The 23,848-nt window shown below is 48.1% G+C and carries 29 protein-coding genes and 1 other annotated feature; all 29 genes read right to left on the bottom strand.

Annotated elements, in window-relative coordinates; all coding sequences use genetic code 11:
* Window positions 1–14: 14 nt before the first annotated feature.
* Window positions 15–377 carry a 50S ribosomal protein L18 gene (gene rplR, locus FED52_RS00665; protein ID WP_138858564.1) on the bottom strand — a complete coding sequence of 121 codons (363 nt, stop codon included), beginning with the start codon at window positions 375–377 and terminating at the stop codon, window positions 15–17.
* Window positions 378–411: 34 nt separating this feature from the next.
* Complete coding sequence (gene rplF, locus FED52_RS00660; RefSeq protein WP_034781691.1) at window positions 412–951, bottom strand: 50S ribosomal protein L6; 540 nt, start codon at window positions 949–951, stop codon at window positions 412–414.
* 33 nt (window positions 952–984) lie between these two features.
* Window positions 985–1,383, bottom strand: coding sequence for a 30S ribosomal protein S8 (gene rpsH, locus FED52_RS00655; protein ID WP_021066614.1), 399 nt, complete (start codon window positions 1,381–1,383; stop codon window positions 985–987).
* A 31-nt stretch (window positions 1,384–1,414) separates the two neighbouring features.
* Window positions 1,415–1,684, bottom strand: coding sequence for a 30S ribosomal protein S14 (gene rpsN / locus FED52_RS00650; RefSeq protein ID WP_034781694.1), 270 nt, complete (start codon window positions 1,682–1,684; stop codon window positions 1,415–1,417).
* A 20-nt stretch (window positions 1,685–1,704) separates the two neighbouring features.
* Window positions 1,705–2,244 (bottom strand): 50S ribosomal protein L5, encoded by a 540-nt coding sequence (rplE, locus tag FED52_RS00645; RefSeq protein WP_016508927.1) that lies wholly within the window; start codon window positions 2,242–2,244, stop codon window positions 1,705–1,707.
* Window positions 2,245–2,276: 32 nt separating this feature from the next.
* Complete coding sequence (gene rplX, locus FED52_RS00640; protein ID WP_021066612.1) at window positions 2,277–2,585, bottom strand: 50S ribosomal protein L24; 309 nt, start codon at window positions 2,583–2,585, stop codon at window positions 2,277–2,279.
* 37 nt (window positions 2,586–2,622) lie between these two features.
* A complete protein-coding gene (gene rplN, locus FED52_RS00635; protein WP_012727667.1) occupies window positions 2,623–2,991 on the bottom strand; it encodes a 50S ribosomal protein L14 in 369 nt (122 codons plus the stop codon).
* Window positions 2,992–3,034: 43 nt separating this feature from the next.
* On the bottom strand, window positions 3,035–3,295 hold the full coding sequence (gene rpsQ, locus FED52_RS00630; protein ID WP_021066611.1) for a 30S ribosomal protein S17: 261 nt from the start codon (window positions 3,293–3,295) through the stop codon (window positions 3,035–3,037).
* 33 nt (window positions 3,296–3,328) lie between these two features.
* A complete protein-coding gene (rpmC, locus tag FED52_RS00625; protein WP_012727669.1) occupies window positions 3,329–3,532 on the bottom strand; it encodes a 50S ribosomal protein L29 in 204 nt (67 codons plus the stop codon).
* Window positions 3,519–3,956, bottom strand: a complete 438-nt coding sequence (gene rplP, locus FED52_RS00620) for a 50S ribosomal protein L16 (protein ID WP_016508922.1) — start codon at window positions 3,954–3,956, stop codon at window positions 3,519–3,521. The genes rpmC and rplP overlap by 14 nt, the downstream gene beginning before the upstream one ends.
* 32 nt (window positions 3,957–3,988) lie before the next feature.
* Window positions 3,989–4,648 carry a 30S ribosomal protein S3 gene (gene rpsC / locus FED52_RS00615; protein ID WP_128124031.1) on the bottom strand — a complete coding sequence of 220 codons (660 nt, stop codon included), beginning with the start codon at window positions 4,646–4,648 and terminating at the stop codon, window positions 3,989–3,991.
* 13 nt (window positions 4,649–4,661) lie between these two features.
* A complete protein-coding gene (gene rplV / locus FED52_RS00610; protein ID WP_034781699.1) occupies window positions 4,662–4,994 on the bottom strand; it encodes a 50S ribosomal protein L22 in 333 nt (110 codons plus the stop codon).
* A gap of 20 nt (window positions 4,995–5,014) precedes the next feature.
* Window positions 5,015–5,290 carry a 30S ribosomal protein S19 gene (rpsS, locus tag FED52_RS00605; protein WP_012727673.1) on the bottom strand — a complete coding sequence of 92 codons (276 nt, stop codon included), beginning with the start codon at window positions 5,288–5,290 and terminating at the stop codon, window positions 5,015–5,017.
* Between the two features lie 66 nt (window positions 5,291–5,356).
* On the bottom strand, window positions 5,357–6,187 hold the full coding sequence (rplB, locus tag FED52_RS00600) for a 50S ribosomal protein L2 (protein WP_034781701.1): 831 nt from the start codon (window positions 6,185–6,187) through the stop codon (window positions 5,357–5,359).
* A gap of 34 nt (window positions 6,188–6,221) precedes the next feature.
* Entirely contained in the window at window positions 6,222–6,503 is a 282-nt protein-coding gene (gene rplW / locus FED52_RS00595) for a 50S ribosomal protein L23 (protein ID WP_034781704.1), read from the bottom strand.
* Window positions 6,503–7,126 carry a 50S ribosomal protein L4 gene (rplD, locus tag FED52_RS00590; RefSeq protein WP_034781706.1) on the bottom strand — a complete coding sequence of 208 codons (624 nt, stop codon included), beginning with the start codon at window positions 7,124–7,126 and terminating at the stop codon, window positions 6,503–6,505. The genes rplW and rplD overlap by 1 nt, the downstream gene beginning before the upstream one ends.
* 28 nt (window positions 7,127–7,154) lie before the next feature.
* Complete coding sequence (gene rplC / locus FED52_RS00585; RefSeq protein WP_034781707.1) at window positions 7,155–7,781, bottom strand: 50S ribosomal protein L3; 627 nt, start codon at window positions 7,779–7,781, stop codon at window positions 7,155–7,157.
* 61 nt (window positions 7,782–7,842) lie between these two features.
* The gene (rpsJ, locus tag FED52_RS00580) at window positions 7,843–8,151 is read right to left on the bottom strand and encodes a 30S ribosomal protein S10 (RefSeq protein ID WP_012727678.1); all 309 of its coding nucleotides are present in this window, start codon (window positions 8,149–8,151) and stop codon (window positions 7,843–7,845) included.
* A gap of 378 nt (window positions 8,152–8,529) precedes the next feature.
* On the bottom strand, window positions 8,530–9,039 hold the full coding sequence (locus tag FED52_RS00575; protein ID WP_138858563.1) for a nucleotidyltransferase family protein: 510 nt from the start codon (window positions 9,037–9,039) through the stop codon (window positions 8,530–8,532).
* Window positions 9,040–9,149: 110 nt separating this feature from the next.
* Complete coding sequence (gene tuf / locus FED52_RS00570; RefSeq protein WP_034781710.1) at window positions 9,150–10,337, bottom strand: elongation factor Tu; 1,188 nt, start codon at window positions 10,335–10,337, stop codon at window positions 9,150–9,152.
* Window positions 10,338–10,452: 115 nt separating this feature from the next.
* Window positions 10,453–12,531 carry an elongation factor G gene (gene fusA / locus FED52_RS00565; RefSeq protein WP_114166679.1) on the bottom strand — a complete coding sequence of 693 codons (2,079 nt, stop codon included), beginning with the start codon at window positions 12,529–12,531 and terminating at the stop codon, window positions 10,453–10,455.
* Window positions 12,532–12,647: 116 nt separating this feature from the next.
* Entirely contained in the window at window positions 12,648–13,115 is a 468-nt protein-coding gene (gene rpsG / locus FED52_RS00560) for a 30S ribosomal protein S7 (protein ID WP_021066600.1), read from the bottom strand.
* Between the two features lie 47 nt (window positions 13,116–13,162).
* Window positions 13,163–13,585 carry a 30S ribosomal protein S12 gene (gene rpsL / locus FED52_RS00555; protein ID WP_012727683.1) on the bottom strand — a complete coding sequence of 141 codons (423 nt, stop codon included), beginning with the start codon at window positions 13,583–13,585 and terminating at the stop codon, window positions 13,163–13,165.
* A gap of 288 nt (window positions 13,586–13,873) precedes the next feature.
* Window positions 13,874–17,473: a DNA-directed RNA polymerase subunit beta' gene (gene rpoC, locus FED52_RS00550; protein WP_138858562.1), complete on the bottom strand. Its 3,600-nt coding sequence runs from the start codon at window positions 17,471–17,473 to the stop codon at window positions 13,874–13,876.
* A 22-nt stretch (window positions 17,474–17,495) separates the two neighbouring features.
* Window positions 17,496–21,044, bottom strand: a complete 3,549-nt coding sequence (gene rpoB, locus FED52_RS00545) for a DNA-directed RNA polymerase subunit beta (RefSeq protein WP_034781750.1) — start codon at window positions 21,042–21,044, stop codon at window positions 17,496–17,498.
* Window positions 21,045–21,237: 193 nt separating this feature from the next.
* Complete coding sequence (locus FED52_RS00540) at window positions 21,238–21,834, bottom strand: class I SAM-dependent methyltransferase (RefSeq protein WP_034781715.1); 597 nt, start codon at window positions 21,832–21,834, stop codon at window positions 21,238–21,240.
* An 85-nt stretch (window positions 21,835–21,919) separates the two neighbouring features.
* Window positions 21,920–22,285 (bottom strand): 50S ribosomal protein L7/L12, encoded by a 366-nt coding sequence (gene rplL, locus FED52_RS00535; RefSeq protein ID WP_024372175.1) that lies wholly within the window; start codon window positions 22,283–22,285, stop codon window positions 21,920–21,922.
* Window positions 22,286–22,344: 59 nt separating this feature from the next.
* The gene (rplJ, locus tag FED52_RS00530; protein ID WP_138858561.1) at window positions 22,345–22,851 is read right to left on the bottom strand and encodes a 50S ribosomal protein L10; all 507 of its coding nucleotides are present in this window, start codon (window positions 22,849–22,851) and stop codon (window positions 22,345–22,347) included.
* Window positions 22,852–22,896: 45 nt separating this feature from the next.
* Window positions 22,897–23,050 (bottom strand) — a sequence feature (ribosomal protein L10 leader region).
* Between the two features lie 59 nt (window positions 23,051–23,109).
* The gene (gene rplA, locus FED52_RS00525; protein WP_034781720.1) at window positions 23,110–23,796 is read right to left on the bottom strand and encodes a 50S ribosomal protein L1; all 687 of its coding nucleotides are present in this window, start codon (window positions 23,794–23,796) and stop codon (window positions 23,110–23,112) included.
* Between the last annotated feature and the right edge of the window lie 52 nt (window positions 23,797–23,848).

Raw genomic sequence — 23,848 nt, 5'->3', positions numbered from 1 at the left:
TCCCCTCCTTTTTGTTAGAATTTAAGACCTGCTTCACGAGCTGCTTCAGCAACAGCTTTGACGCGGCCATGATAGAGGTATCCACCACGGTCGAACACAACAGTGTCGATACCTTTCTCGAGTGCACGTTCAGCTGCAAGTTTACCAACAGCTTTCGCTGCTTCAACGTTGCCGCCGTTTGTAAGATCGAGAGCTTTATCTTTCGAAGATGCTGACACAAGCGTTGTTTGTGCTGCATCATCGATGAGTTGAACGTAGATGTGCTTGCTCGAGCGGAATACGTTCAAACGTGGACGAGCTGCTGTCCCCGCGATCGTACGACGTACACGAGCATGACGTTTCTTACGAACTGCATTTTTGTCTGCTTTTGTGATCATTTATGCCACTCCTTTCCGTTCATTTCGTGACGAATTACTTACCAGTCTTACCTTCTTTACGGCGAATACGTTCATCAGAGTAACGAACACCTTTACCTTTGTAAGGTTCTGGAGCACGGTACGAGCGGATTTGAGCTGCAACGTGACCGACGCGCTCTTTGTTAATCCCTTTAACGACGATTTGCGTGTTTGAAGGAACTTCGATCTCGATACCTTCTTCAGCAACGTACTCGATTGGGTGCGAGTAACCGAGGCTGAGGACGAGTTTGTTACCTTGCTTAGCTGCACGGTAACCAACCCCTGAGATCTCAAGTGTTTTCTGGAATCCGTTAGACACACCTTCCACCATGTTGGCGATAAGGGCACGTGTCGTCCCGTGGATCGTACGGTTCTCTTTCGAGTCATCCGGACGAACGACGTTCAATTCGTTCTCTTCAACTTTGATTTCCAAGGCTGGGTTAGCTGAAAGCGAAAGTTCACCTTTAGCACCTTTTACTGTGACCGTGTTGTCTTCTGCAACCGTGACAGTAACGCCAGCTGGAATCGTAACTGGTTTTTTACCAATACGTGACATTGATTACACCTCCGTTCTTGTTAGAAAAGTGACTTACCAGATGTAGGCGAGCACTTCGCCGCCGACTTGTTGTTGGCGAGCTTCTTTATCAGTCATAAGACCTTTTGATGTCGAAAGAACTGCGATACCGAGTCCTCCGAGTACTTTTGGTACTTCATCAGCTTTTGCGTATACACGAAGACCTGGTTTCGAAATGCGTTTGAGACCAGTGATAACACGTTCGTTGCTTGCTCCGTATTTAAGGAACAGACGAAGTGTACCTTGCTTAGCGTCCTCGATATATTCAACATCGCGAATGAAACCTTCACGCTTGAGGATCTCTGCAACCTCACGTTTGATATTAGAAGCTGGAAGCTCTAATTTTTCATGGCGAACCATGTTAGCGTTACGGATACGTGTAAGCATATCTGCAATTGGGTCTGTCATTACCATGCGATGTACCTCCTTTCACACTGTTAGTGGATTACCAGCTTGCTTTTTTAACACCAGGGATTTGACCTTTGTATGCAAGATCACGGAACTTGATACGGCTGATCCCGAATTTACCCATGTAACCATGTGGACGACCTGTGATACGGCAACGGTTATGAAGACGTACAGGTGAAGAGTTACGTGGCAATTTGCTGAGTCCGATGTAGTCGCCTTCAGCTTTCAATTGTGCACGTTTCTCAGCGTACTGGGCAACGAGTTTCTCGCGTTTGTGTTCGCGATTCACCATTGACTTTTTAGCCATGTTGTCGACCTCCCTTTAGATTATTTTTGGAATGGCATTCCGAGAAGTGTGAGCAATTCACGAGCTTCTTCGTCTGTGTTCGCTGTTGTAACAACAACGATGTCCATACCGCGTACTTTCGTTACTTTATCGTAATCGATCTCAGGGAAAATAAGTTGCTCTTTCACACCAAGCGTGTAGTTACCGCGTCCGTCGAATGCTTTCTTCGATACACCGCGGAAGTCACGTACACGTGGAAGTGAAACAGTTACCAATTTGTCGAGGAAATCGTACATACGCTCGCCACGAAGAGTAACCTTCGCACCGATTGGCATGCCTTCACGAAGTTTGAAACCAGCGATTGATTTCTTAGCCTTCGTTACGAGTGGTTTTTGACCAGAAAGAATTGATAATTCTTCCACTGCCATGTCAAGAGCCTTCGAGTTCGAAACAGCGTCACCTACACCCATGTTGATGACGATCTTGTCGACCTGCGGGACTTGCATGACTGAGTCATAGTTGAATTTATCCATCATCGCTTTCACGATGTCGCTTTTATACTTCTCTTGCAAACGGTTCATAGTCGAATGGACCTCCTTTCGTCACGTTCTTCTTATTTATCGAGTACTTCGCCCGATTTCGCGACACGAACTTTTTTACCATCGACTACTTTGAAACCAACGCGAGTCGGTTTGCCCGTTTTAGGGTCGAGTGGCATGACGTTCGAGACGTGAATTGGTGCTTCGATTTCAAGGATACCGCCTTGTGGATTCGCTTGTGATGGTTTCGAGTGTTTTTTAATCACGTTGATACCTTCTACGACTACGCGGTTCTTGCTTGGCATAGCTTTGAGGATAACCCCTTGCTTGCCTTTATCTTTACCAGACATTACCTGGACTGTATCGCCTTTTTTAACATGCATCGTTTTGCGCACCTCCTTATAGGATTGAAATTGGAAATTAAAGTACTTCCGGTGCCAACGAAACGATCTTCATGAATTCTTTTTCACGAAGTTCACGTGCAACTGGCCCGAAGATCCGAGTGCCGCGTGGGCTCTTGTCATCTTTGATGATGACTGCTGCGTTCTCATCGAAACGGATGTACGAACCATCTTTACGACGAGCGCCGCGTTTTGTACGAACGACAACTGCTCTGACAACGTCACCTTTTTTAACAACGCCACCTGGTGTTGCTTGTTTTACCGTCGCGACGATGATGTCACCGATGTTGGCAGTCTTACGACCTGAACCACCGAGGACTTTAATTGTCAACAGTTCACGCGCGCCAGAGTTGTCTGCTACTTTCAAGCGAGATTCTTGTTGAATCATGCGAGTGTACCTCCCTCCGGATGTTTATAGATCCGAACTGTTATTAGATGATTACTGATTCTTCTACTACTGTTACGAGACGGAAACGTTTGTCTTTAGAAAGCGGACGTGTTTCCGCGATGCGGACGACATCGCCGATTTTAGCGACATTGTTCTCATCGTGCGCTTTAAATTTCTTCGTGTAGTTTACACGTTTGCCATAAAGCTTATGACGTACTTTTGTTTCAACTGCAACGACGATCGTTTTGTCCATTTTGTCAGACACGACGCGTCCAGTGAGTACTTTACGCTTATTGCGTTCCATGAGTGTTACCTCCTCTTAAAGAATCCGATTAGATTAGCCGTTGTTGATGCCGAGTTCGCGTTCACGAAGAATCGTTTTAGCACGCGCAATCGACTTGCGTACTTCACGGATACGAGCAGGATTCTCAAGCTGACCTGTAGCTAATTGGAAACGAAGGTTAAAGAGTTCTTCTTTCCATTCGCCTACTTTACCGTTGAGCTCTTCAGTTGTTGATTGACGGAGATCAGTTGCTTTCATTCGTATCACCACCATTTTCTTCACGTTTCACGAACTTACATTTCACTGGAAGTTTGTGCGCTGCAAGACGAAGTGCCTCACGTGCAACTTCCTCAGATACACCCGCGATTTCGAACATTACTTTGCCAGGCTTAACTACAGCCACCCAGCCTTCTGGAGCACCTTTACCCGAACCCATTCGGACTTCGAGAGGCTTTTTCGTGTATGGCTTGTGTGGGAAGATCTTGATCCACACTTTACCACCACGTTTCATATAACGTGTCATTGCGATACGTGCTGATTCGATTTGACGGTTTGTGATCCAGCTCGCTTCGAGCGATTGGAGACCGAATTCACCGAAATGTACTGTTGTGCCGCGTTTTGCATTTCCGCGCATTTTACCACGGTGTACACGACGATATTTCACGCGTTTAGGTAACAACATAGTGTGTTGCCTCCTTCCTGAAAGAGTGTTTATTATTCAGCGTTTTTAGCTGTGTTGTTTTTTGTTGGAAGAACTTCACCATGGTACAACCAGACTTTAACTCCGATTTTACCATAAGTTGTGTCAGCTTCAGCTGTTCCGTAATCGATATCGGCACGGAGTGTGTGAAGTGGAACTGTTCCTTCTGAGTACTTCTCTGAACGAGCGATATCAGCGCCACCAAGACGACCAGAAACTTCTGTTTTGATCCCTTTGATGCCAGTGCGCATCGAACGTTGGATTGATTGCTTCATTGCACGACGGAATGACACACGGCCTTCCAATTGACGAGCGATGTTTTCAGCAACAAGTTTAGCGACAGCGTCCGCGTTTTTCACTTCAACAACGTTGATGTGAACACGTTTGCCTTCAGCAAGCTTGATGATGTTTTTGCGGAGTGACTCGATTTCCGAACCACCCTTACCGATAACCATACCTGGTTTCGCAGTGTGAAGCGAAATGTTCACGCGATTTGCAGCGCGTTCGATTTCTACTTTAGAAATACTAGCATCCTTCATTTTGTTTTCGATGTATTCACGAATAACGAAGTCTTCATGAAGGAGATCTGCGTAGTCTTTCTCAGCGTACCAACGCGAATCCCAGTCTTTGATAATACCAACGCGAAGACCGTGCGGATTTACCTTTTGACCCACTACATATCCCTCCTTATTTCTCAGTTACCACGATGTGGATGTGGCTTGTGCGTTTGTTAATACGGCTTGCGCGACCCATCGCACGTGGGCGGAAGCGTTTGAGTGTTGGACCTTCGTTGACGTAGATTTCCGACACCACAAGGTTCTCAATATTCATATCGTAGTTGTGCTCTGCGTTTGCAATCGCTGACTTCAATACTTTTTCAACGATTGGCGACGCTGCCTTGTTCGTGTGAGCAAGGACAGAGAGCGCTTCGCCGACTTGTTTCCCGCGAATTAAGTCTACAACGAGACGTGCTTTGCGAGGAGCAAGACGGACCATATTAGCTGATGCTTTAGCTTGCATGGATTTGACCTCCCCTCAAATTACCGTTTCGTTTTCTTGTCTGATCCGTGACCTTTGTACGTGCGTGTTGGAGCGAATTCACCAAGTTTGTGACCGACCATGTCTTCTGTCACGAATACTGGTACGTGTTTACGACCATCGTGTACACCGAACGTGTGACCCATGAATTCTGGGAAGATTGTCGAGCGACGTGACCAAGTTTTGATGACTTGCTTCTCACCAGATTCGTTGAGTTTGTCAACTTTAGCGAGCAAATGGTGATCTGCGAATGGACCTTTTTTCAAGCTGCGACCCATGATAGAACCTCCCTTTGGAATGATTCGGGAACGGCTCTTTCGAACCGCCCGAGAATCATGTAGTAATTATTTCTTGCGACGACGAAGAATGTACATGTCGCTCGATTTGTTTTTCTTACGAGTTTTAAGACCAAGAGCTGGTTTACCCCAAGGAGTAAGTGGGCCCGAACGACCGATAGGCGCACGACCTTCACCACCACCGTGTGGGTGATCAACCGGGTTCATTACAGAACCACGTACTGTTGGGCGTTTGCCTAACCAACGTGAACGTCCTGCTTTACCGATGTTTACGAGTTCGTGTTCTTCGTTACCAACTGAACCGACTGTCGCGCGGCAAGTGCCGAGGAACAAGCGTGATTCACCTGATTGAAGACGAACGATGACGTACTTGCCGTCACGTCCTTGGATTTGTGCCGATGCACCAGCCGCACGAACAAGCTGACCGCCCTTACCAGGCTTAAGCTCGATGTTGTGGATAGTAGTACCGACAGGGATGTTCACGAGTGGAAGAGCGTTCCCCACTTTGATATCCGCCTCAGGACCAGACATGATTTCCATGCCTACTTTGATGCCCTTAGGAGCGAGGATGTAACGTTTCTCACCATCTGCATAGTTGATGAGGGCGATGTTCGCTGAACGGTTTGGATCGTATTCGATCGTAGCAACGCGTCCGACGATGCCATCTTTGTTACGTTTGAAATCGATGATACGGTATTTGCGTTTGTGCCCGCCACCTTGGTGACGAACAGTCAAACGACCTTGGTTGTTACGACCGCCTTTTTTCGAAAGCTTTTCAGTTAACGATTTTTCAGGACGGTTCGTTGTGATCTCTGCAAAGTCGAGAGATGTCATGTTACGGCGACCGTTAGTGGTCGGCTTAAACTTTTTAATTGCCATCGAGGATTCCCTCCTTTTCTTTTAAGGTAGTAAATTAACCGAGGAAGTCGATTGTGTTGCCTTCAGCAAGGGTTACGATCGCTTTTTTACGACGAGCTGTGTAACCAGAGTGACGACCGACACGTTTCGCTTTCGGTTTCATGTTCATTGTGTTTACCGAAGCAACTTTCACATTGAAGATTGTTTCGATAGCGTACTTCACTTGCGATTTAGTCGCTTTAACGTCGATCTCGAAAACGTATTTGTTAGCTTCCATGAGGCTAACAGAACGCTCAGTGATGATAGGACGTTTGATGATATCGTATGCTTGAGCCATTATGCAAGCACCTCCTCTACCTTCGCAACCGCATCTTTAGTGAAGATGACTTTGTCGTTAGCAACGAGGTCAAGAACGTTAACGCCTGCTGCCTCGATCACAGTCACTCCTGGGATGTTACGAGCTGCGAGAGCGATAGTCTCATTGTAGTCCGCTGTGACTACAAGAGCCTTACGTTCTACTGACAAGCTGTTCAATACAGCAGCCATGTCTTTTGTTTTTGGTGCATCGAAAGCAAGGCCTTCGAGGACGATCATTTCGTTGTTTTTCACTTTCGACGAAAGTGCCGAGAGAAGTGCTAAACGACGAACTTTTTTAGGAAGCTTGTAAGAGTATGAACGTGGTGTTGGACCGAAGACTGTACCACCACCAACCCATTGTGGTGAGCGGATAGAACCTTGGCGCGCACGACCAGTTCCCTTTTGTTTCCATGGTTTACGGCCGCCACCGCGTACTTCCGAGCGACCTTTCGTATCGTGAGTACCTTGACGGCGTGATGCTTGTTGCATGACGATCGCGTCGTAAAGTACTGAGTCGTTAGGCTCGATACCAAAAATGGCTTCTGCCAATTCGATCTCGCCAACTTGTGAACCTGTTTGGTTAAGCAAAGCTACTTTAGGCATTCGTAATTCCTCCTTTCCGTGCAGTTAATTAGTTACCTTTTACCGCTGTTTTGATGATGACGTTCGACTTGCGAGCGCCTGGGATTGCGCCTTTAACGAGTACAAGGCCGCGTTCCGCGTCAACTTTGACAACTTCAAGGTTTTGAATCGTTTTACGCTCGCCACCCATTTGACCAGGAAGAAGCTTCCCTTTAAATACGCGGTTAGGAGCTACAGGACCCATCGAACCAGGACGACGGTGGTAGCGCGAACCGTGAGCCATTGGTCCACGTGATTGTCCGTGACGCTTGATCGCACCTTGGAATCCTTTACCTTTCGATGTACCTGTTACGTCTACTAATTCACCTGCAGCGAAAATGTCCGCCTTGATCTCTTGACCGATTTCGTATCCTTCTACTGAAGTACGAATCTCTTTCATGAAGCGCTTAGGTGTCGCGTTTGCTTTCGCAGCGTGACCTTTTGCCGGTTTGTTTTGACGTGATTCTTTGATGTCGCCGAAACCGAGTTGAACTGCTTCGTAACCGTCTGTTTCAACTGTTTTAAGTTGAAGCACAACGTTTCCTTCGACAGCAACTACTGTTACCGGTACGACTTCGCCTGCTTCGTTGAAGATTTGAGTCATACCAAGTTTTGTTCCTAAGATTCCTTTAGCCATGAGATACACCTCCTGTTTAATAATTATTGTCTCTTCTGGCTAGTATCTACTATATGAAGAATTAAAGTTTGATTTCGATGTCAACACCTGATGGTAATTCGAGGCGCATAAGCGCATCAACCGTTTTTGGTGTTGGGTTAACGATGTCGATCAAGCGTTTGTGTGTACGCATCTCGAACTGCTCACGAGCATCTTTGTACTTGTGAACCGCACGAAGGATCGTGTAGATCGATTTTTCAGTTGGAAGCGGGATTGGTCCCGAAACCTTTGCACCTGAACGCTTCGCAGTATCAACGATTTTCTCAGCTGATTGATCGAGTACGCGATGGTCGTATGCTTTTAAACGAATACGGATTTTTTCATTTGCCATGTAAGTTTCCCTCCTTTGTCGCCTATTTTTAAAAATAGACAGTTCTCCGCGGAAATTTCCACACCGGCCATGGCAAAGCTGCCTGGCGTGTCATAACCTCCCGCTTCATCGCAGCGTGCTTGTGTCAGCAGAGGTATCCGATCATTGCAAATCAACGATTGGATCCGATTTCTGCTGTAAAGTCTCTCACCACTCGCACAAACACTTAATCATTATATCGAATCTACATATGAAATGCAAGATTTGATTTTTAAATTGCGCCGGATGTCTGATGAGTTGTTCAACGTTCACTAATGTAACAAGATTTGAACCCATTTGCAAGCTATTTTCCTTCTTTTGTTGAACTATTTGTTACAAGAACCGCCATGCCAACTCTACCTAGCGTTTCATACGTACTCTGAAGCGTTCCGTGACGGATTCGATAACCGAGGCTGGGGCTCGTTTCAAGCAGGTTTGGACGATCGTTTCATTCATTGGATGAGTCTCGAAGTATTGGCTTAACCGTTCAAGCTTATCGATACGGTTCATTACCGTATACAGTACGACCCACTCTTCGAGATGCATCCAACTACCGACCGGTTCAATATATGGATGTGTATAGATCCCATCGGTGCACTTCATCCGAAAGCTGGCCATCACATCAATGTCTCCGCCCTCGAACTCATATTCGCCAAAATAGGTCGTCACGTAATCTGGATGAGGCGTCGACTCGACTTTCTTTCCAGCACGGCTCAGTACTTGATCGACTCGCTCGAATTGATCCGGTTCGACAAACACATCCAAGTCGTTCGCCGTTTCAATTAGCCCATGATGCTTCAGTAACGTCGACCCACCGAACCGACACGCGATCCCGTTCAGCCGACATAACGTTTCGACTTGCTTCTCCATCTTCGTCTCCCCTTTCGTTCGACATATGTCCCATCTTACCACGTCTTGCTACAAAACAAAAAAGCAGCCCGCAAAATGCGGACTGCTTGAAAGGTCAGTGAATCAATCGATTACTCGATGATTTCAGTTACTGAACCAGCGCCTACTGTACGGCCACCCTCACGGATTGAGAAACGTGTTCCGTCTTCGATCGCGATTGTAGAAATCAATTCGATCGTCAACTCGATGTTGTCTCCTGGCATTACCATTTCAGTACCTTCTGGAAGGTGAACGATACCTGTTACGTCAGTTGTACGGAAGTAGAACTGCGGACGGTAGTTCGCGAAGAATGGCGTGTGACGGCCACCCTCTTCTTTAGAAAGAACGTAAATTGAAGCTTTGAATTTTGAGTGCGGCGTGATTGAACCTGGCTTAGCAAGTACTTGTCCACGCTCGATGTCTTCACGTGATACACCACGGAGAAGAGCACCGATGTTGTCGCCAGCTTCAGCGTAGTCGAGAAGCTTACGGAACATCTCTACACCAGTACATACAGTTTTCTTAGTTTCTTCTGTAAGACCAACGATTTCAACTTCGTCGTTGACGCGGAGAACACCACGCTCAACACGACCAGTCGCTACAGTACCGCGACCAGTGATTGAGAATACGTCCTCAACTGGCATCATGAATTCTTTGTCCGTGTCACGAACTGGCTCAGGGATGTACTCATCAACTGCGTTCATGAGTTCCATGATTTTTTCTTCCCACTGAGCTTCGCCGTTAAGCGCGCCAAGTGCAGAACCTTTGATTACAGGGAGGTCGTCGCCTGGGAAGTCGTATTCAGAAAGAAGTTCACGGATTTCCATTTCAACGAGCTCAAGGAGTTCTTCGTCGTCAACCATGTCAACTTTGTTCATGAATACGACGATGAAAGGAACACCTACTTGACGTGAAAGAAGGATGTGCTCACGTGTTTGTGGCATTGGGCCATCAGTTGCCGAAACAACGAGGATTGCGCCGTCCATTTGTGCAGCACCAGTGATCATGTTTTTAACATAGTCAGCGTGACCTGGGCAGTCAACGTGTGCATAGTGGCGTTTGTCAGTTTCGTACTCGATGTGAGCTGTTGCGATTGTGATACCGCGCTCACGCTCTTCAGGAGCACCATCGATTGCGTCAAACTTTGTAGCTGTTTTCCCTTGTGCTTTTGAAAGTACAGCTGAGATCGCTGCAGTCAAAGTTGTTTTACCGTGGTCGACGTGGCCGATTGTACCAACGTTAACGTGCGGTTTAGAACGGTCGAATTTTTCTTTACCCATTCTAGATTCCTCCTCTATTAGACAATTAGTTTTTTATTTAACTAGGAAGACGTAGGCTACTTTTAACATACGTCCTCCTTAGCTTACAACAATCAATTAAGCGTTACAACCGTTATTAGCCGTTCGCTTTTTTGATGATTTCTTCTGCGATTGACTTCGGTACTTCTTCGTAGTGATCGAAGTGCATCGAGTACGTTCCGCGTCCTTGCGTACGTGAACGAAGCGATGTCGCATATCCAAACATTTCTGAAAGTGGAACCATTGCTTTAACGACTTGAGCGTTACCGCGTGCTTCCATACCTTCTACGCGTCCACGGCGTGACGTGACGTCACCCATGATGTCTCCCAAGTATTCTTCTGGGATGACAACTTCAACACGCATCATTGGCTCAAGGATGACAGCTTTCGCTTGTTCCTTAAGTTGTTTAACCGCCATCGAAGCAGCAACTTTAAACGCCATCTCGTTCGAGTCGACATCGTGGTACGATCCGAAGACGAGAGCAGCTTTAACGTCAACTACTGGGTAACCCGCGAGGATACCGTTTTCGAGAGCTTCTTCAATCCCGCTTTGAACAGCTGGGACGTATTCACGTGGTACAACACCACCGACGATTTTGTTCTCGAATGCGAATCCAGCGCCTTCTTCGTTCGGCTCGAATTCTACGACAACGTGACCGTACTGACCGCGACCACCTGATTGACGTACGAATTTCGAATCGATCTTCGCAGCGCCACGGATTGTCTCACGGTAAGCAACTTGTGGTGCACCTACGTTAGCTTCTACTTTGAATTCGCGACGCATACGGTCAACGAGGATATCAAGGTGAAGCTCACCCATACCAGAGATGATCGTTTGACCAGTCTCTTGGTTTGTTTCAGTGCGGAAAGTTGGATCCTCTTCTGCGAGTTTCGCGAGAGCTTGACCCATCTTGTCTTGGTCAGCTTTCGATTTAGGCTCGATTGCGACCGAGATAACTGGTTCTGGGAATGTCATTGACTCGAGAACGACGTTGTCTTTCTCTGAGCAAAGCGTATCACCAGTCGTAGTATCTTTAAGACCAACAGCTGCGGCGATGTCACCAGCATATACCATTGGAATTTCTTCACGGCTGTTCGCGTGCATCTGAAGGATACGACCGAGGCGCTCGCGCTTACCTTTAGTCGAGTTCTTCACATACGAACCAGCTTGTGCTGTACCAGAGTACACACGGAAGAATGTCAATTTACCGACGTAAGGGTCAGTCATGACTTTGAACGCAAGTGCCGAGAATGGCGCTTCGTCCGAAGGTTCACGCGTGATTTCTTCTTCTGTATCGAGGTTAACCCCTTTGATTGACTCAACGTCAACTGGTGACGGGAGGTAATCAACAACAGCGTCCAACATCAATTGAACACCTTTGTTTTTGAAGGCCGAACCAACGAGTACAGGGTAGAATTCTACGCTAAGCGTTGCTTTACGAATACCAGCTTTGAGTTCTTCAATTGAGATCTCTTCGCCTTCGAGGTATTTCATCATCAACTCTTCGTTGTAGTCCGCAACCGCTTCGATCAATTGACCACGAAGTTCTTCAGCTTGGTCAGCCATGTCAGCTGGGAAGCCATCGATTACTTCGATGTCAGTACCGAGGTCGTTTGAGTACATGTACGTCTTCATCTCAACGAGGTCAACGATTCCTTTGAATTCGTCTTCCGCGCCAATTGGAAGTTGGATTGGGTGTGCATTTGCTTGGAGACGCTCGTGAAGTGTTTTCACCGAGTACAAGAAGTCCGCACCGATCTTATCCATCTTGTTGACGAATACGACACGTGGAACACCATAAGTCGTCGCTTGACGCCATACAGTTTCTGTTTGTGGTTCAACACCTGACTGTGCGTCAAGTACTGCAACTGCGCCATCAAGTACACGGAGTGAACGTTCAACTTCAACTGTGAAGTCTACGTGTCCAGGTGTATCGATGATGTTTACACGGTGGCCATTCCACTGTGCAGTTGTCGCAGCAGAAGTGATCGTGATTCCACGCTCTTGCTCCTGCTCCATCCAGTCCATTTGTGAAGCTCCTTCATGAGTTTCACCAATTTTGTGGATACGACCTGTGTAATAAAGAATACGTTCAGTTGTTGTCGTTTTACCGGCATCAATGTGAGCCATGATCCCGATGTTACGAGTATTCTTTAGGGAGAATTCTCTTGCCATACTGGGTATTCTCCTTCCGCATGTGTTTTTCGTGTGCTGGCACACGATATGATTATACCCGAAAGCCACTCCATTAAGCCACCGCTTGGTGACGTGGAGTGGACTTTACGTTTAAATTACCAACGATAGTGAGCAAACGCTTTGTTTGCTTCTGCCATCTTATGCATGTCTTCGCGTTTCTTAACTGAAGCACCAGTGTTATTGGCTGCATCCATGATTTCGTTCGCGATACGTTGCTCCATCGTTTTCTCGTTGCGGAGACGAGCGTAGTTCACGAGGTAACGAAGACCAAGTGTCGTACGGCGCTCTGGACGAACTTCAACAGGAACTTGGTAGTTTGCTCCACCGACACGGCGAGCTTTAACTTCAAGTACAGGCATGATGTTGTTCATTGCTTCTTCGAACACTTCCATAGGCTCTTTGCCTGAGCGTTCAGCGATGAGGCCAAATGCGTTGTAAATGATAGTTTGAGCTGTACCTTTTTTACCGTCTAACATGACACGGTTAATGAGGCGAGTTACCAATTTCGAGTTGTAGATCGGATCTGCGATAACGTCACGACGTTCTGCACGGTTTTTACGCATCCGAGTACCCTCCTTTCAAAATTTCAGTAGTTTTTAGTTAGCGAGAATTACTTCTTCGCAGCTTTCGGACGTTTCGTACCGTATTTAGAACGGCCTTGCATACGTCCGTCAACACCTGCAGTGTCAAGCGCACCACGAACGATGTGGTAACGTACCCCTGGTAAGTCTTTTACACGTCCTCCACGGATAAGAACAACGCTGTGCTCTTGAAGGTTGTGGCCAATACCTGGAATGTACGCAGTCACTTCGATTTGGTTAGTCAAACGAACACGAGCATACTTACGTAATGCCGAGTTCGGTTTCTTCGGAGTCATTGTACCAACACGTGTACAAACACCACGTTTCTGTGGCGAGCTCACGTTTGTTTGTGACTTGATGAAACTGTTGTAACCTTTGTTAAGTGCTGGAGAGTCAGATTTAACGACTTTCGATTTACGTCCTTTACGGACTAACTGGTTGATAGTAGGCATCTTTGAAGATCCTCCCTTCCTGAATTATGCTATTTTCTAGACCCACCGACCCGGGTGGTTCATTTAAGGTCATAACGAAACGCTTTTACGAGGCGTAGGCATTCCATGACCTCGCAAAAACGTGAGTTATACCTTGAAAGTGGCAATAATAGCAGCCAAACCTTTCCGGAGAAAGATTGGGTGACGTCCAAGTAGCTTGCCGACTGCTGGACATCGTTGTCATCGACAACAACCGATTGGCGGCACTAAATCATAGTAGCACCGCCAACCTATGCTGTCAAGACGTTTTTATTCTACCGTCGTGTCTTCGAGAACGGCTTTCGTCTCTTCTTCTTTGAGTTCGACATCGCGGTAAACCGGCATCCCAGTACCAGCTGGAACGAGTTTCCCGATGATGACGTTCTCTTTGAGTCCGAGGAGATAGTCGCGCTTACCTTTAATGGCAGCATCCGTCAATACACGAGTCGTTTCTTGGAACGAAGCGGCTGAGAGGAACGAATCTGTCTCAAGCGATGCTTTCGTGATTCCGAGAAGGACCGGTTTCGCTGTTGCCGGGCTCTTGCCATCGCGGAGAGCATCTTTACATGCTTCTTTGAAGACGCTGATGTCGACGAGCGAACCAGGGAGAAGCGGTGTGTCACCAGATTCGATGACTTTAACGCGGCGAAGCATTTGGCGAACCATAACTTCGACGTGCTTATCTCCGATTTCTACCCCTTGCATGCGGTAAACTTTTTGTACTTCTTGGAGAAGATAGTTTTGAACACCAGAGACCCCACGGACGGCGAGCAATTCTTTCGGATCGATCGACCCTTCTGTGAAGACTTCTCCGGCCTCTACCGTATCTCCGATTTGGACACGGAGACGTGCTCCGAACGGAATCGTGTACGTGCGTGTTTCACTGAGTCCTTCGACCGTAAGTTCACGCTTGTCACGCGATTCTGTAAAGTCGATAACCGTACCAGGGATTTCCGAGATGACTGCTTGCCCTTTCGGGTTACGAGCCTCGAATACCTCTTGGATACGCGGAAGACCTTGTGTGATATCATCCCCGGCTACCCCACCTGTGTGGAAGGTACGCATTGTAAGCTGCGTTCCTGGCTCACCGATTGATTGCGCGGCGATGATTCCGACAGCTTCGCCGACTTCAACATTTGAGCCAGTCGCCAAGTTGCGGCCGTAACATTTCTTACATACGCCATGTGACGTGTTACATGTAAAGGCTGTACGGATTTCAACTCGTTCGATTCCAGCGTCGACGATGTCGCGAGCGAGATCTTCGGTAATCAATTGGTTCTTCTCGACCATGACTTCACCCGTTTCCGGATGTGCCACTGTCTCGAACGCTGTACGGCCGACGAGGCGGTCATACAAGTTTTCGATTTCTTCCGTGCCTTCGCGGAGAGCGGCGACGCGGATTCCGCGGTCCGTTCCACAATCTTCTTCACGGATGATGACATCTTGAGCTACGTCTACAAGACGACGCGTCAAGTAACCTGAGTCAGCCGTCTTAAGGGCTGTATCGGCAAGACCTTTACGCGCACCGTGCGTCGAGATGAAGTACTCTTGTACCGTCAGACCTTCACGGAATGAAGATTTGATCGGAAGTTCGATGATGCGGCCAGATGGAGCGGCCATCAAACCACGCATCCCTGCGAGCTGCGTGAAGTTGGACGCGTTACCACGGGCACCTGAGTCAGACATCATGAAAATTGGGTTCAAGCGATTGAGGGATTTCATCAATCGTGATTGAATCTCATCCTTCGCTTCGTTCCAAGAGCGTACAACGCGCTCGTAACGCTCATCTTCAGTGATGAGACCGCGACGGAATGACTTCATGATTTGATCGACTTGAGTTTGCGCTTCATCAAGGATCTCTTGTTTGTCCGGAAGAACGATGATATCAGCGATTCCGACCGTCACACCGGCTTTCGTCGAGTGTTTAAAGCCGAGATCTTTCATCCGGTCAAGCATGCGGCTTGTTTCAGTCGTTTCGAACTTCTGGAACACTTCCGCGATGACTTTTCCAAGGAATCCTTTTTTGAACGGCTCAACCAAAGGACGTGAGGCGATTTCTTCCGCCACGTTGGCACCTTTGTCGATGAAGTACTTGTCAGGCGTTGCTTCCTGCAAGTTTTCCATCGTCGGCTCGTTCAAGTATGGGAACGTGTTCGGCAAGATCTCGTTAAAGATCATCTTACCGACCGTTGTGATCAACAATTTCTCGTTTTGCTCATCTGTGAACGTCGGGTTGTTGAGCGTGCGTGCTGGAAGAGCGACACGTGTATGCAAGTGGACATAGCCATTTTGATACGCGATGAGCGCTTCGTTCACGTTCGACAAAATTTTCCCTTGTCCGACGGCATCGTCGCGTTCAAGCGAGATGTAGTAGTTACCGAGGACCATATCCTGCGATGGTGTAACAACTGGTTTTCCGTCTTTCGGGTTCAAGATGTTTTGCGCTGCGAGCATGAGAAGACGAGCTTCCGCTTGTGCTTCAGCAGAAAGTGGGACGTGAACCGCCATTTGGTCACCATCGAAGTCGGCGTTATAAGCCGTACATACGAGCGGGTGAAGGCGAATCGCGCGACCTTCGACGAGAATCGGTTCGAAAGCTTGAATCCCTAGGCGGTGAAGCGTTGGGGCACGGTTCAAGAGAACCGGATGCTCACGAATGACTTCTTCGAGGACGCCCCAGATTTCTGGTTGCATCTTCTCAATCTTACGTTTGGCGTTCTTGATGTTCGACGCGATGCCGCGACCGACAAGTTCTTTCATCACGAACGGTTTGAAGAGTTCAAGGGCCATCTCTTTCGGGAGACCACATTGGTACATCTTCAAGTTTGGACCAACGACGATAACCGAACGTCCTGAATAGTCGACCCGTTTACCAAGAAGGTTTTGACGGAAACGACCTTGTTTCCCTTTCAACATGTGTGAAAGTGATTTCAATGGACGGTTACCTGGACCTGTTACCGGACGACCACGACGACCGTTGTCGATGAGGGCGTCAACCGCTTCTTGAAGCATACGCTTCTCGTTTTGCACGATGATGTTCGGCGCGCCGAGATCGAGCAAACGTTTAAGACGGTTGTTCCGGTTGATGACTCGACGATACAAATCGTTCAAGTCAGATGTCGCAAAGCGTCCACCGTCGAGCTGCACCATCGGGCGAAGCTCAGGCGGAATGACAGGAAGTACTTCGAGGATCATCCAATCTGGATCATTGCCTGATGTGAAGAATGCATCGAGCACTTCAAGGCGTTTAATCGCACGTGTACGACGCTGACCTTGAACTGTCTTCAATTCTTCGCGGAGTTCTCCGACTTCCTTCTCGAGTTGTACGTCTTGAAGGAGTGTCCGGATCGCTTCCGCACCCATGTCTGCTTTGAAGTCACTACCGTATTTTTCACGGTAGAGACGATATTCTTTTTCCGAGAGAAGTTGTTTCTTCTCGAGCGGAGTGTCACCTGGCTCCGTCACGACGTACGACGCGAAGTAGATCACTTCTTCGAGTGCACGTGGTGACATGTCGAGAACAAGCCCCATTCGGCTTGGAATCCCTTTGAAGTACCAGATGTGCGAAACTGGTGCCGCGAGCTCGATATGGCCCATACGCTCGCGACGCACTTTCGCTTTCGTCACTTCAACGCCACAGCGGTCACAAATGACTCCTTTATAACGGATCCGTTTGTACTTTCCGCAGTAACATTCCCAGTCTTTCGTAGGACCGAAGATTCGTTCACAGAACAATCCGTCCTTCTCTGGTTTGAGTGTACGATAGTTGATCGTTTCCGGCTTTTTGACTTCCCCGTAAGACCACGAACGGATCTTCTCAGGTGAAGCCAAGCCGATTTTCATATATTCAAATCGATTAACATCTACCAAGGGGCCGACCTCCCTTTTCGCCTTATTCCTCTTCCGTAACAGTCGGTTGAACGACTTGTTCTAACGCCGATGTTGCGTTCGGGATGTTGTCGTCATCTTCATCTTTCATTTCAACTTCTTCATCGTCCGCAGACATCATCTTGACTTCCATACCGAGCGCTTGGAGCTCTTTGATCAAGACGCGGAACGACTCAGGAACGCCCGCTTTCGGAACGCTCTCACCTTTCACGATGGCCTCGTATGCTTTCACACGGCCAACCGTGTCATCCGACTTGATTGTAAGGATCTCTTGGAGCGTGTAGGCTGCGCCGTACGCTTCAAGTGCCCATACTTCCATCTCACCGAAACGCTGTCCACCGAACTGTGCTTTACCACCGAGCGGTTGTTGTGTGACGAGCGAGTATGGTCCTGTCGAACGAGCGTGAAGTTTATCATCAACCATGTGCGCGAGTTTGATCATATACATGACACCGACCGAGACGCGGTTATCGAACGCTTCACCAGTACGACCGTCATAGAGACGAGTCTTGGCATCTTTGTCCATTCCAGCTTCTTCAATCGTTGCCCATACGTCTTCCTCACGCGCACCATCGAATACAGGTGTCGCCACTTTGATGCCGAGCTTTTTAGCCGCCATTCCAAGGTGGAGTTCGAGTACCTGACCGATGTTCATCCGTGATGGTACACCTAGTGGGTTAAGCATGATGTCAATCGGTGTGCCGTCCGGCATGTATGGCATGTCTTCTTCAGGGAGGATCCGCGAGATAACACCTTTGTTACCGTGACGTCCCGCCATCTTATCCCCTTCGTGAATCTTACGTTTTTGAACGATGTAGACACGAACCATTTGGTTCACGCCTGGTGAGAGTTCGTCACCGTTTTCACGATCGAACACTTTGACGTCCAAGATGATGCCGTCGCCGCCGTTTGGTACACGGAGTGACGTATCACGGACTTCACGTGCTTTCTCACCGAAGATCGCGTGCAAGAGACGCTCTTCCGCCGTCAATTCAGTCACGCCTTTAGGCGTTACTTTACCGACGAGGATATCGCCATCCTTGACTTCTGCACCGATGCGGATGATTCCACGATCGTCCAAGTTGCGAAGCGCGTCATCGCCGACGTTTGGAATATCACGTGTGATTTCCTCAGGTCCGAGTTTCGTGTCGCGTGATTCTGACTCGTACTCTTCGATATGAATCGATGTGTACACGTCATCTTTCACGAGACGCTCACTCATGATGATCGCATCCTCATAGTTGTAACCGTCCCATGTCATGAAGGCGACAACGACGTTACGGCCGAGCGCGAGCTCACCCATATCCATCGATGGACCGTCAGCAAGGATTTCTCCTTTTTCGACACGGTCGCCAGCAGCGATGATCGGCTTCTGGTTGTAGCATGTCCCTTGGTTCGAACGGACATACTTTTGAAGTTTGTAGCGGTCAAGATCACCCGACACCTCAGAACCATTCACGTCAGACGTGCGGCGGACCAAGATTTCGCGCGCTGTGACACGCTCGACGACACCTGGGAATTTCGCGATAATCGCGGCTCCAGAGTCTTTCGCTGACACGTACTCCATCCCAGTACCGATAATCGGTGAATCAGGTTGGAGAAGCGGTACAGCTTGACGTTGCATGTTCGCTCCCATGAGGGCACGGTTCGAGTCATCGTTCTCGAGGAACGGGATACATGCCGTCGCGGCAGAAACAACCTGTTTCGGCGAAACGTCCATGTAATCGACTCGGTTTGGTTCAACTGACAAGTTTTGTCCGCGGAAACGGCAAAGGACTTGTTCGTTGGCGAAACCGCCTTCTTCTGTGAGTGGCATGTTCGCCTGGGCGACGACGTAGAGATCTTCTTCATCCGCCGTCATATATTGAATCTCGCTCGTGACGAGACCTGTTTCTGGGTCGACTCGACGGTACGGTGCTTCGATGAAGCCGTACTCGTTTACTTTCGCATAAGACGAAAGCGAGTTGATGAGACCGATGTTCGGTCCTTCTGGTGTTTCGATTGGACACATCCGACCGTAGTGCGAATAGTGAACATCTCGAACTTCGAAACCGGCACGCTCACGTGTCAAACCACCCGGTCCAAGTGCAGAGAGACGACGCTTGTGCGTGAGCTCTGCGAGCGGGTTTGTTTGGTCCATGAACTGTGACAACTGCGAGCTACCAAAGAACTCTTTTAGCGACGCGATTACCGGGCGAATGTTGATGAGTGCCTGTGGTGTGATCGCATTTTGATCTTGAATCGACATCCGCTCTTTAACAACACGTTCCATACGAGAAAGCCCGATCCGGAATTGGTTTTGGAGAAGTTCTCCGACTGAACGAAGACGACGGTTTCCTAGGTGGTCGATGTCATCTGTTGTTCCGACTTCGTGTAGCAAGTTAAAGAAGTAGTTGATCGATGCGATGATATCAGCCGGCGTGATGTGTTTCACGCTGCGGTCGATATTGCCGTTACCGATAATGTTCAAGATACGCTCTCCATCTGGGTCATCTGGTGAGATAACTTTGATCGATTGAAGACCGAACGGTTCACCTTCAGCGACGCCGCCTGTCGGCTCAGCATCCATATAACCGAGGCCGTTTTCCAAATGTGGAAGAACGCGGTCAAGGTTGCGACGATCGAGGATTGTTCCAGCTTCAGCGATGACTTCGCCTGTTTCTGGGTCAACGAGCGTCTCGGCCAATTTTTGACCGAAGAGACGGTTTTTAAGATGAAGTTTTTTGTTCATCTTGTAGCGACCGACGTTTGCAAGGTCGTAACGTTTTGGGTCGAAGAAACGAGATACGAGAAGTGACTTCGCGTTCTCAACCGTTGGTGGTTCACCAGGGCGGAGACGTTCGTAAATTTCGATCAACGCTTTTTCTGTTGATTCTGTATTATCTTTTTCAAGGGTATTGCGAAGATATTCATCATCCCCGAGAAGGTCGATAATCTCTTGGTCCGTACCGAATCCGAGGGCACGCAACAACACTGTTACCGGGATCTTACGGGTACGGTCGATACGAACGTAAACGATATCTTTGGCATCTGTCTCAAGTTCGAGCCATGCACCGCGGTTCGGAATGACTGTCGCACCGAAACCACGCTTACCGTTTTTATCGAGTTTGGCGTTGTAATAAACGCTCGGCGAACGAACAAGCTGGGAAACGATAACGCGTTCTGCACCGTTAATGATAAATGTTCCCGATTCTGTCATGAGTGGGAAATCTCCCATGAACACTTCTTGTTCTTTGAGCTCACCTGTTTCTTTGTTTTGTAGACGTACTTTTACGCGCAATGGCGCAGAGTAAGTAACGTCTCGCTCCTTCGATTCATCAATCGAATACTTCGGCTCACTGAGCGAATAATCGATGAACTCGAGCACAAGGTTTCCAGTGAAGTCGGAGATTGGCGAAATGTCCGTAAACATCTCTTTCAATCCTTCACGTAAGAACCACTCGTAAGAAGCAGTTTGAATTTCAATCAAATTCGGAAGCTCTAATACCTCACTGATACGGGCAAAGCTTCTTCTCTGACGGTGACGACCGTACTGAACAAGTTGACCAGTCAACTGATTCACCTCTCAGACCCCCAATTCTCTATCGAATTTTTCGGGCGTAATAATCGAACATTGTCATTGAATGTCGTCTCTTTTCCGCGTCTAAAAAGCGGCAAACGCGGCAGTTCAAGGCGAATTCCATTCCAATGGCATTTTATAATGTTAGCATATACGTTATAGCGAGTCAACAAGACTTCACCGTTTGTCAAGAGCGAATTGCTCGGAAAATGAAATAGCCTTTTTCTTTCACAACCGTCTCGACTTGACCAAACACATCTTCAAGCAACTTCTTGGCAGAAGGCGCTCCTTGTTTCTTTTGGATGACGACATAGAGTGCTCCACCTACGACGAGATGCGCATGCGCGCCTCGCAGAATCGTGTGGACCACTTGCTTTCCGGCCCGAATTGGCGGATTGGTCACGATTGCGGCGAACTGTTCGTCACCGACCGCGTCGTAAGCGTGGCTGAGCCGCGTCTCGATCGTCACTCCGTTCTGGGCGGCGTTTTGCTCTGACAAGGCAAGCGCTCGCTCGTTCACGTCGACGAGGAGTGCTTCACGCCCAGAGGCGTCGGCAAGCGAGATCCCCATCGGACCGTAGCCACAGCCCACATCTAAAATGCGCCCTTCGACGTCAGGCACTTCAAATGATTCGATTAAGAGACGTGACCCAAAATCGACCGATCCTTTCGAGAACACGCCGCGGTCCGAGGTGAAGCGATATGTCTTCCCTCGCAACTCGTACGTCCATGTCTCAGGGGCACTTTTCGAACTAGGGTCGTTCGTATAGTAATGATCTCCCATGCATTGAACCTCCTAACCCACTCTTCAAGGAAATAAAAGAAGCTCGCCATAGCGAGCTTCTATAGGTTGTGAAGTAAAAGTTGGATTACTTAACTTCGACAGTTGCGCCAGCTTCTTCAAGCTTAGCTTTGACTGCGTCTGCGTCTTCTTTAGAAACGCCTTCTTTGACTGGAGCCGGAGTTCCGTCAACGAGTGCTTTCGCTTCTTTAAGACCGAGGCCTGTAAGTTCACGAACTGCTTTGATGACGTTGATTTTACCAGCGCCAGCGTTTGTGAGGATTACGTCGAATTCAGTTTGCTCTTCAGCTGCTGCTGCGCCTGCACCTGCAACTGCTACTGGAGCTGCTGCTGATACGCCGAATTCTTCTTCGATTGTTTTTACGAGTTCGTTAAGTTCGAGAACCGTCATTGATTTGAGGTCTTCGATGAATTGCTCTTTGTTGAAAGCCATTATGGTTTTCCTCCTTTGATGTTGTAAAGATTGGTTTTGGTTACGCTACGAGACAAAAATTAAGCAGTTTGCTCTTCTTTTTGTTCTGCGATTGCGTTTGTTGCGACTGCGAGCCCACGGATTGGAGCTTGAAGGACGCTGAGAAGCATCGAGAGAAGACCATCGCGTGATGGAAGTTCTGCAAGGGCTTTAACTTCTTCGAGTGAACTTACTTTGCCTTCGATGATTCCGCCTTTCAATTCGAGCGCTTTGTGCTCTTTCGAGAAGTCGTTCAAGATCTTCGCAGGGGCAACAACGTCTTCGTTAGAGAAGGCGATTGCTGTAGGACCTGTGAAGACTTCGTCAAGACCTTCGAAGTTCGACTGAACTGCCGCGCGGCGAAGAAGACCGTTTTTGTATACTTTGAACTCGATTCCAGCGTCACGGAGTGATTTACGGAGTGTAGTCACTTCTTCAACTGTAAGTCCACGGTAGTCAACAACGATTGTTCCGACGCTCGCTTGCATTTTTTCAGCGATCTCATCGACGAGTGCCGATTTTTGAGATACGATTTTTTCGCTTGCCATGTGTTTGCACCTCCTAGTCAATTCTTATACCGGACGAGAGGCTGCTCTCCAAAAAGAAATCCCTCGTATGAAGACATACGAGGGCGTAATTGTTTGAAAGTAAACCTGTGACAACAGGCTCAAGTTCGAGCAAAGACACCTCGGAAGGGTTTACGGACCGATGTCCACCTTCTGTCTACGGTAATCCAACATATTCGGTTGAACGTGTATTACTTTAACAGCGGTATCACACGTTGTCAACAGTTTATTTCAAGTAGATTACTTGATGAAGTCGGCAGTCGCGACACGGATTCCAGGACCCATTGTCGAAGAAAGCGCGATGTTTTTAAGGTAAGTTCCTTTTGCAGTAGCAGGCTTCACTTTCATGAGTGTCTCGATGATTGTCTCGATGTTCTCAGAGAGTTTTGTTGCTTCAAATGACTTCTTACCAACTGGTACGTGGATGTTACCGGCTTTATCAACGCGGTATTCTACTTTACCAGCTTTGATGTCCGCGATTGCTTTCGCAACGTCGAACGTGACTGTGCCTGTTTTCGGGTTAGGCATGAGGCCTTTTGGTCCGAGAACGCGACCAAGTTTACCAACTTCACCCATCATGTCAGGTGTCGCAACGATTACATCGAAGTCGAACCATCCTTGTTGGATTTTAGTGATGAACTCAGAGTCACCGACGTAGTCAGCGCCAGCCGCTTCAGCTTCTTTAACTTTTTCGCCTTTTGCGAAGACGAGAACTTTTTGTGTTTTACCAGTACCGTGTGGAAGTACGACGGCACCGCGGATTTGTTGGTCCGCTTTCTTCGGATCTACGCCGAGACGGACAGCAACTTCGATTGTTTCATCGAATTTAGCAGTAGCTGTTTTCTGAACGAGTTCAACGGCCTCAGCGAGTTCGTATGACTTCATGCGGTCAACAAGCTTAGCTGCTTCTTGGTGTTTTTTACCCATGATTCTTTTCCTCCTTGTGGTTAGCGGAATTTCCTCCCACATAATGAAGGGA

It is taken from the genome of Exiguobacterium mexicanum (assembly GCF_005960665.1).
In the GTDB taxonomy this organism is placed as follows: Bacteria; Bacillota; Bacilli; order Exiguobacteriales; family Exiguobacteriaceae; genus Exiguobacterium; species Exiguobacterium mexicanum_A.
The sequence above is the reverse complement of the archived record's forward strand: the minus strand, read 5'-3'. Positions and strand labels throughout refer to the sequence as shown.

What these genes read in the sequence shown, in the direction of transcription:
- rplE (WP_016508927.1), bottom strand. Translation starts at nt 2,244, where the DNA reads ATGAACCGTTTGCAAGAGAAGTATAAAAGCGACATCGTGAAAGCGATG.
- rplA (WP_034781720.1), bottom strand. Translation starts at nt 23,796, where the DNA reads ATGGGTAAAAAACACCAAGAAGCAGCTAAGCTTGTTGACCGCATGAAG.
- rplL (WP_024372175.1), bottom strand. Translation starts at nt 22,285, where the DNA reads ATGGCTTTCAACAAAGAGCAATTCATCGAAGACCTCAAATCAATGACG.
- rplV (WP_034781699.1), bottom strand. Translation starts at nt 4,994, where the DNA reads ATGCAAGCTAAAGCATCAGCTAATATGGTCCGTCTTGCTCCTCGCAAA.
- rplN (WP_012727667.1), bottom strand. Translation starts at nt 2,991, where the DNA reads ATGATTCAACAAGAATCTCGCTTGAAAGTAGCAGACAACTCTGGCGCG.
- rplP (WP_016508922.1), bottom strand. Translation starts at nt 3,956, where the DNA reads ATGTTGTTACCTAAACGCGTGAAATATCGTCGTGTACACCGTGGTAAA.
- rplC (WP_034781707.1), bottom strand. Translation starts at nt 7,781, where the DNA reads ATGGCTAAAGGAATCTTAGGAACAAAACTTGGTATGACTCAAATCTTC.
- rplB (WP_034781701.1), bottom strand. Translation starts at nt 6,187, where the DNA reads ATGGCAATTAAAAAGTTTAAGCCGACCACTAACGGTCGCCGTAACATG.
- rplJ (WP_138858561.1), bottom strand. Translation starts at nt 22,851, where the DNA reads ATGGCAAGCGAAAAAATCGTATCTCAAAAATCGGCACTCGTCGATGAG.
- rpsJ (WP_012727678.1), bottom strand. Translation starts at nt 8,151, where the DNA reads ATGGCAAATGAAAAAATCCGTATTCGTTTAAAAGCATACGACCATCGC.
- rplX (WP_021066612.1), bottom strand. Translation starts at nt 2,585, where the DNA reads ATGCATGTTAAAAAAGGCGATACAGTCCAGGTAATGTCTGGTAAAGAT.
- FED52_RS00575 (WP_138858563.1), bottom strand. Translation starts at nt 9,039, where the DNA reads ATGGAGAAGCAAGTCGAAACGTTATGTCGGCTGAACGGGATCGCGTGT.
- rpsN (WP_034781694.1), bottom strand. Translation starts at nt 1,684, where the DNA reads ATGGCTAAAAAGTCAATGGTGAATCGCGAACACAAACGCGAGAAACTC.
- rplW (WP_034781704.1), bottom strand. Translation starts at nt 6,503, where the DNA reads ATGGCTCAAGCATACGATATCATCAAACGTCCTATCATCACTGAGCGT.
- rplF (WP_034781691.1), bottom strand. Translation starts at nt 951, where the DNA reads ATGTCACGTATTGGTAAAAAACCAGTTACGATTCCAGCTGGCGTTACT.
- rpsL (WP_012727683.1), bottom strand. Translation starts at nt 13,585, where the DNA reads ATGCCTACTATCAACCAGTTAGTCCGTAAAGGACGTAAATCGAAAGTC.
- rplR (WP_138858564.1), bottom strand. Translation starts at nt 377, where the DNA reads ATGATCACAAAAGCAGACAAAAATGCAGTTCGTAAGAAACGTCATGCT.
- rpsQ (WP_021066611.1), bottom strand. Translation starts at nt 3,295, where the DNA reads ATGGAACGCAATAAGCGTAAAGTACTCACTGGACGCGTCGTGTCTGAC.
- FED52_RS00540 (WP_034781715.1), bottom strand. Translation starts at nt 21,834, where the DNA reads ATGGGAGATCATTACTATACGAACGACCCTAGTTCGAAAAGTGCCCCT.
- rpsH (WP_021066614.1), bottom strand. Translation starts at nt 1,383, where the DNA reads ATGGTAATGACAGACCCAATTGCAGATATGCTTACACGTATCCGTAAC.
- rplD (WP_034781706.1), bottom strand. Translation starts at nt 7,126, where the DNA reads ATGCCTAAAGTAGCTTTGCTTAACCAAACAGGTTCACAAGTTGGCGAG.
- rpsS (WP_012727673.1), bottom strand. Translation starts at nt 5,290, where the DNA reads ATGGGTCGCAGCTTGAAAAAAGGTCCATTCGCAGATCACCATTTGCTC.
- fusA (WP_114166679.1), bottom strand. Translation starts at nt 12,531, where the DNA reads ATGGCAAGAGAATTCTCCCTAAAGAATACTCGTAACATCGGGATCATG.
- rpsG (WP_021066600.1), bottom strand. Translation starts at nt 13,115, where the DNA reads ATGCGTAAAAACCGTGCAGAACGTCGTGACGTTATCGCAGATCCGATC.
- rpmC (WP_012727669.1), bottom strand. Translation starts at nt 3,532, where the DNA reads ATGAAAGCAACTGATCTCCGTCAATCAACAACTGAAGAGCTCAACGGT.
- tuf (WP_034781710.1), bottom strand. Translation starts at nt 10,337, where the DNA reads ATGGGTAAAGAAAAATTCGACCGTTCTAAACCGCACGTTAACGTTGGT.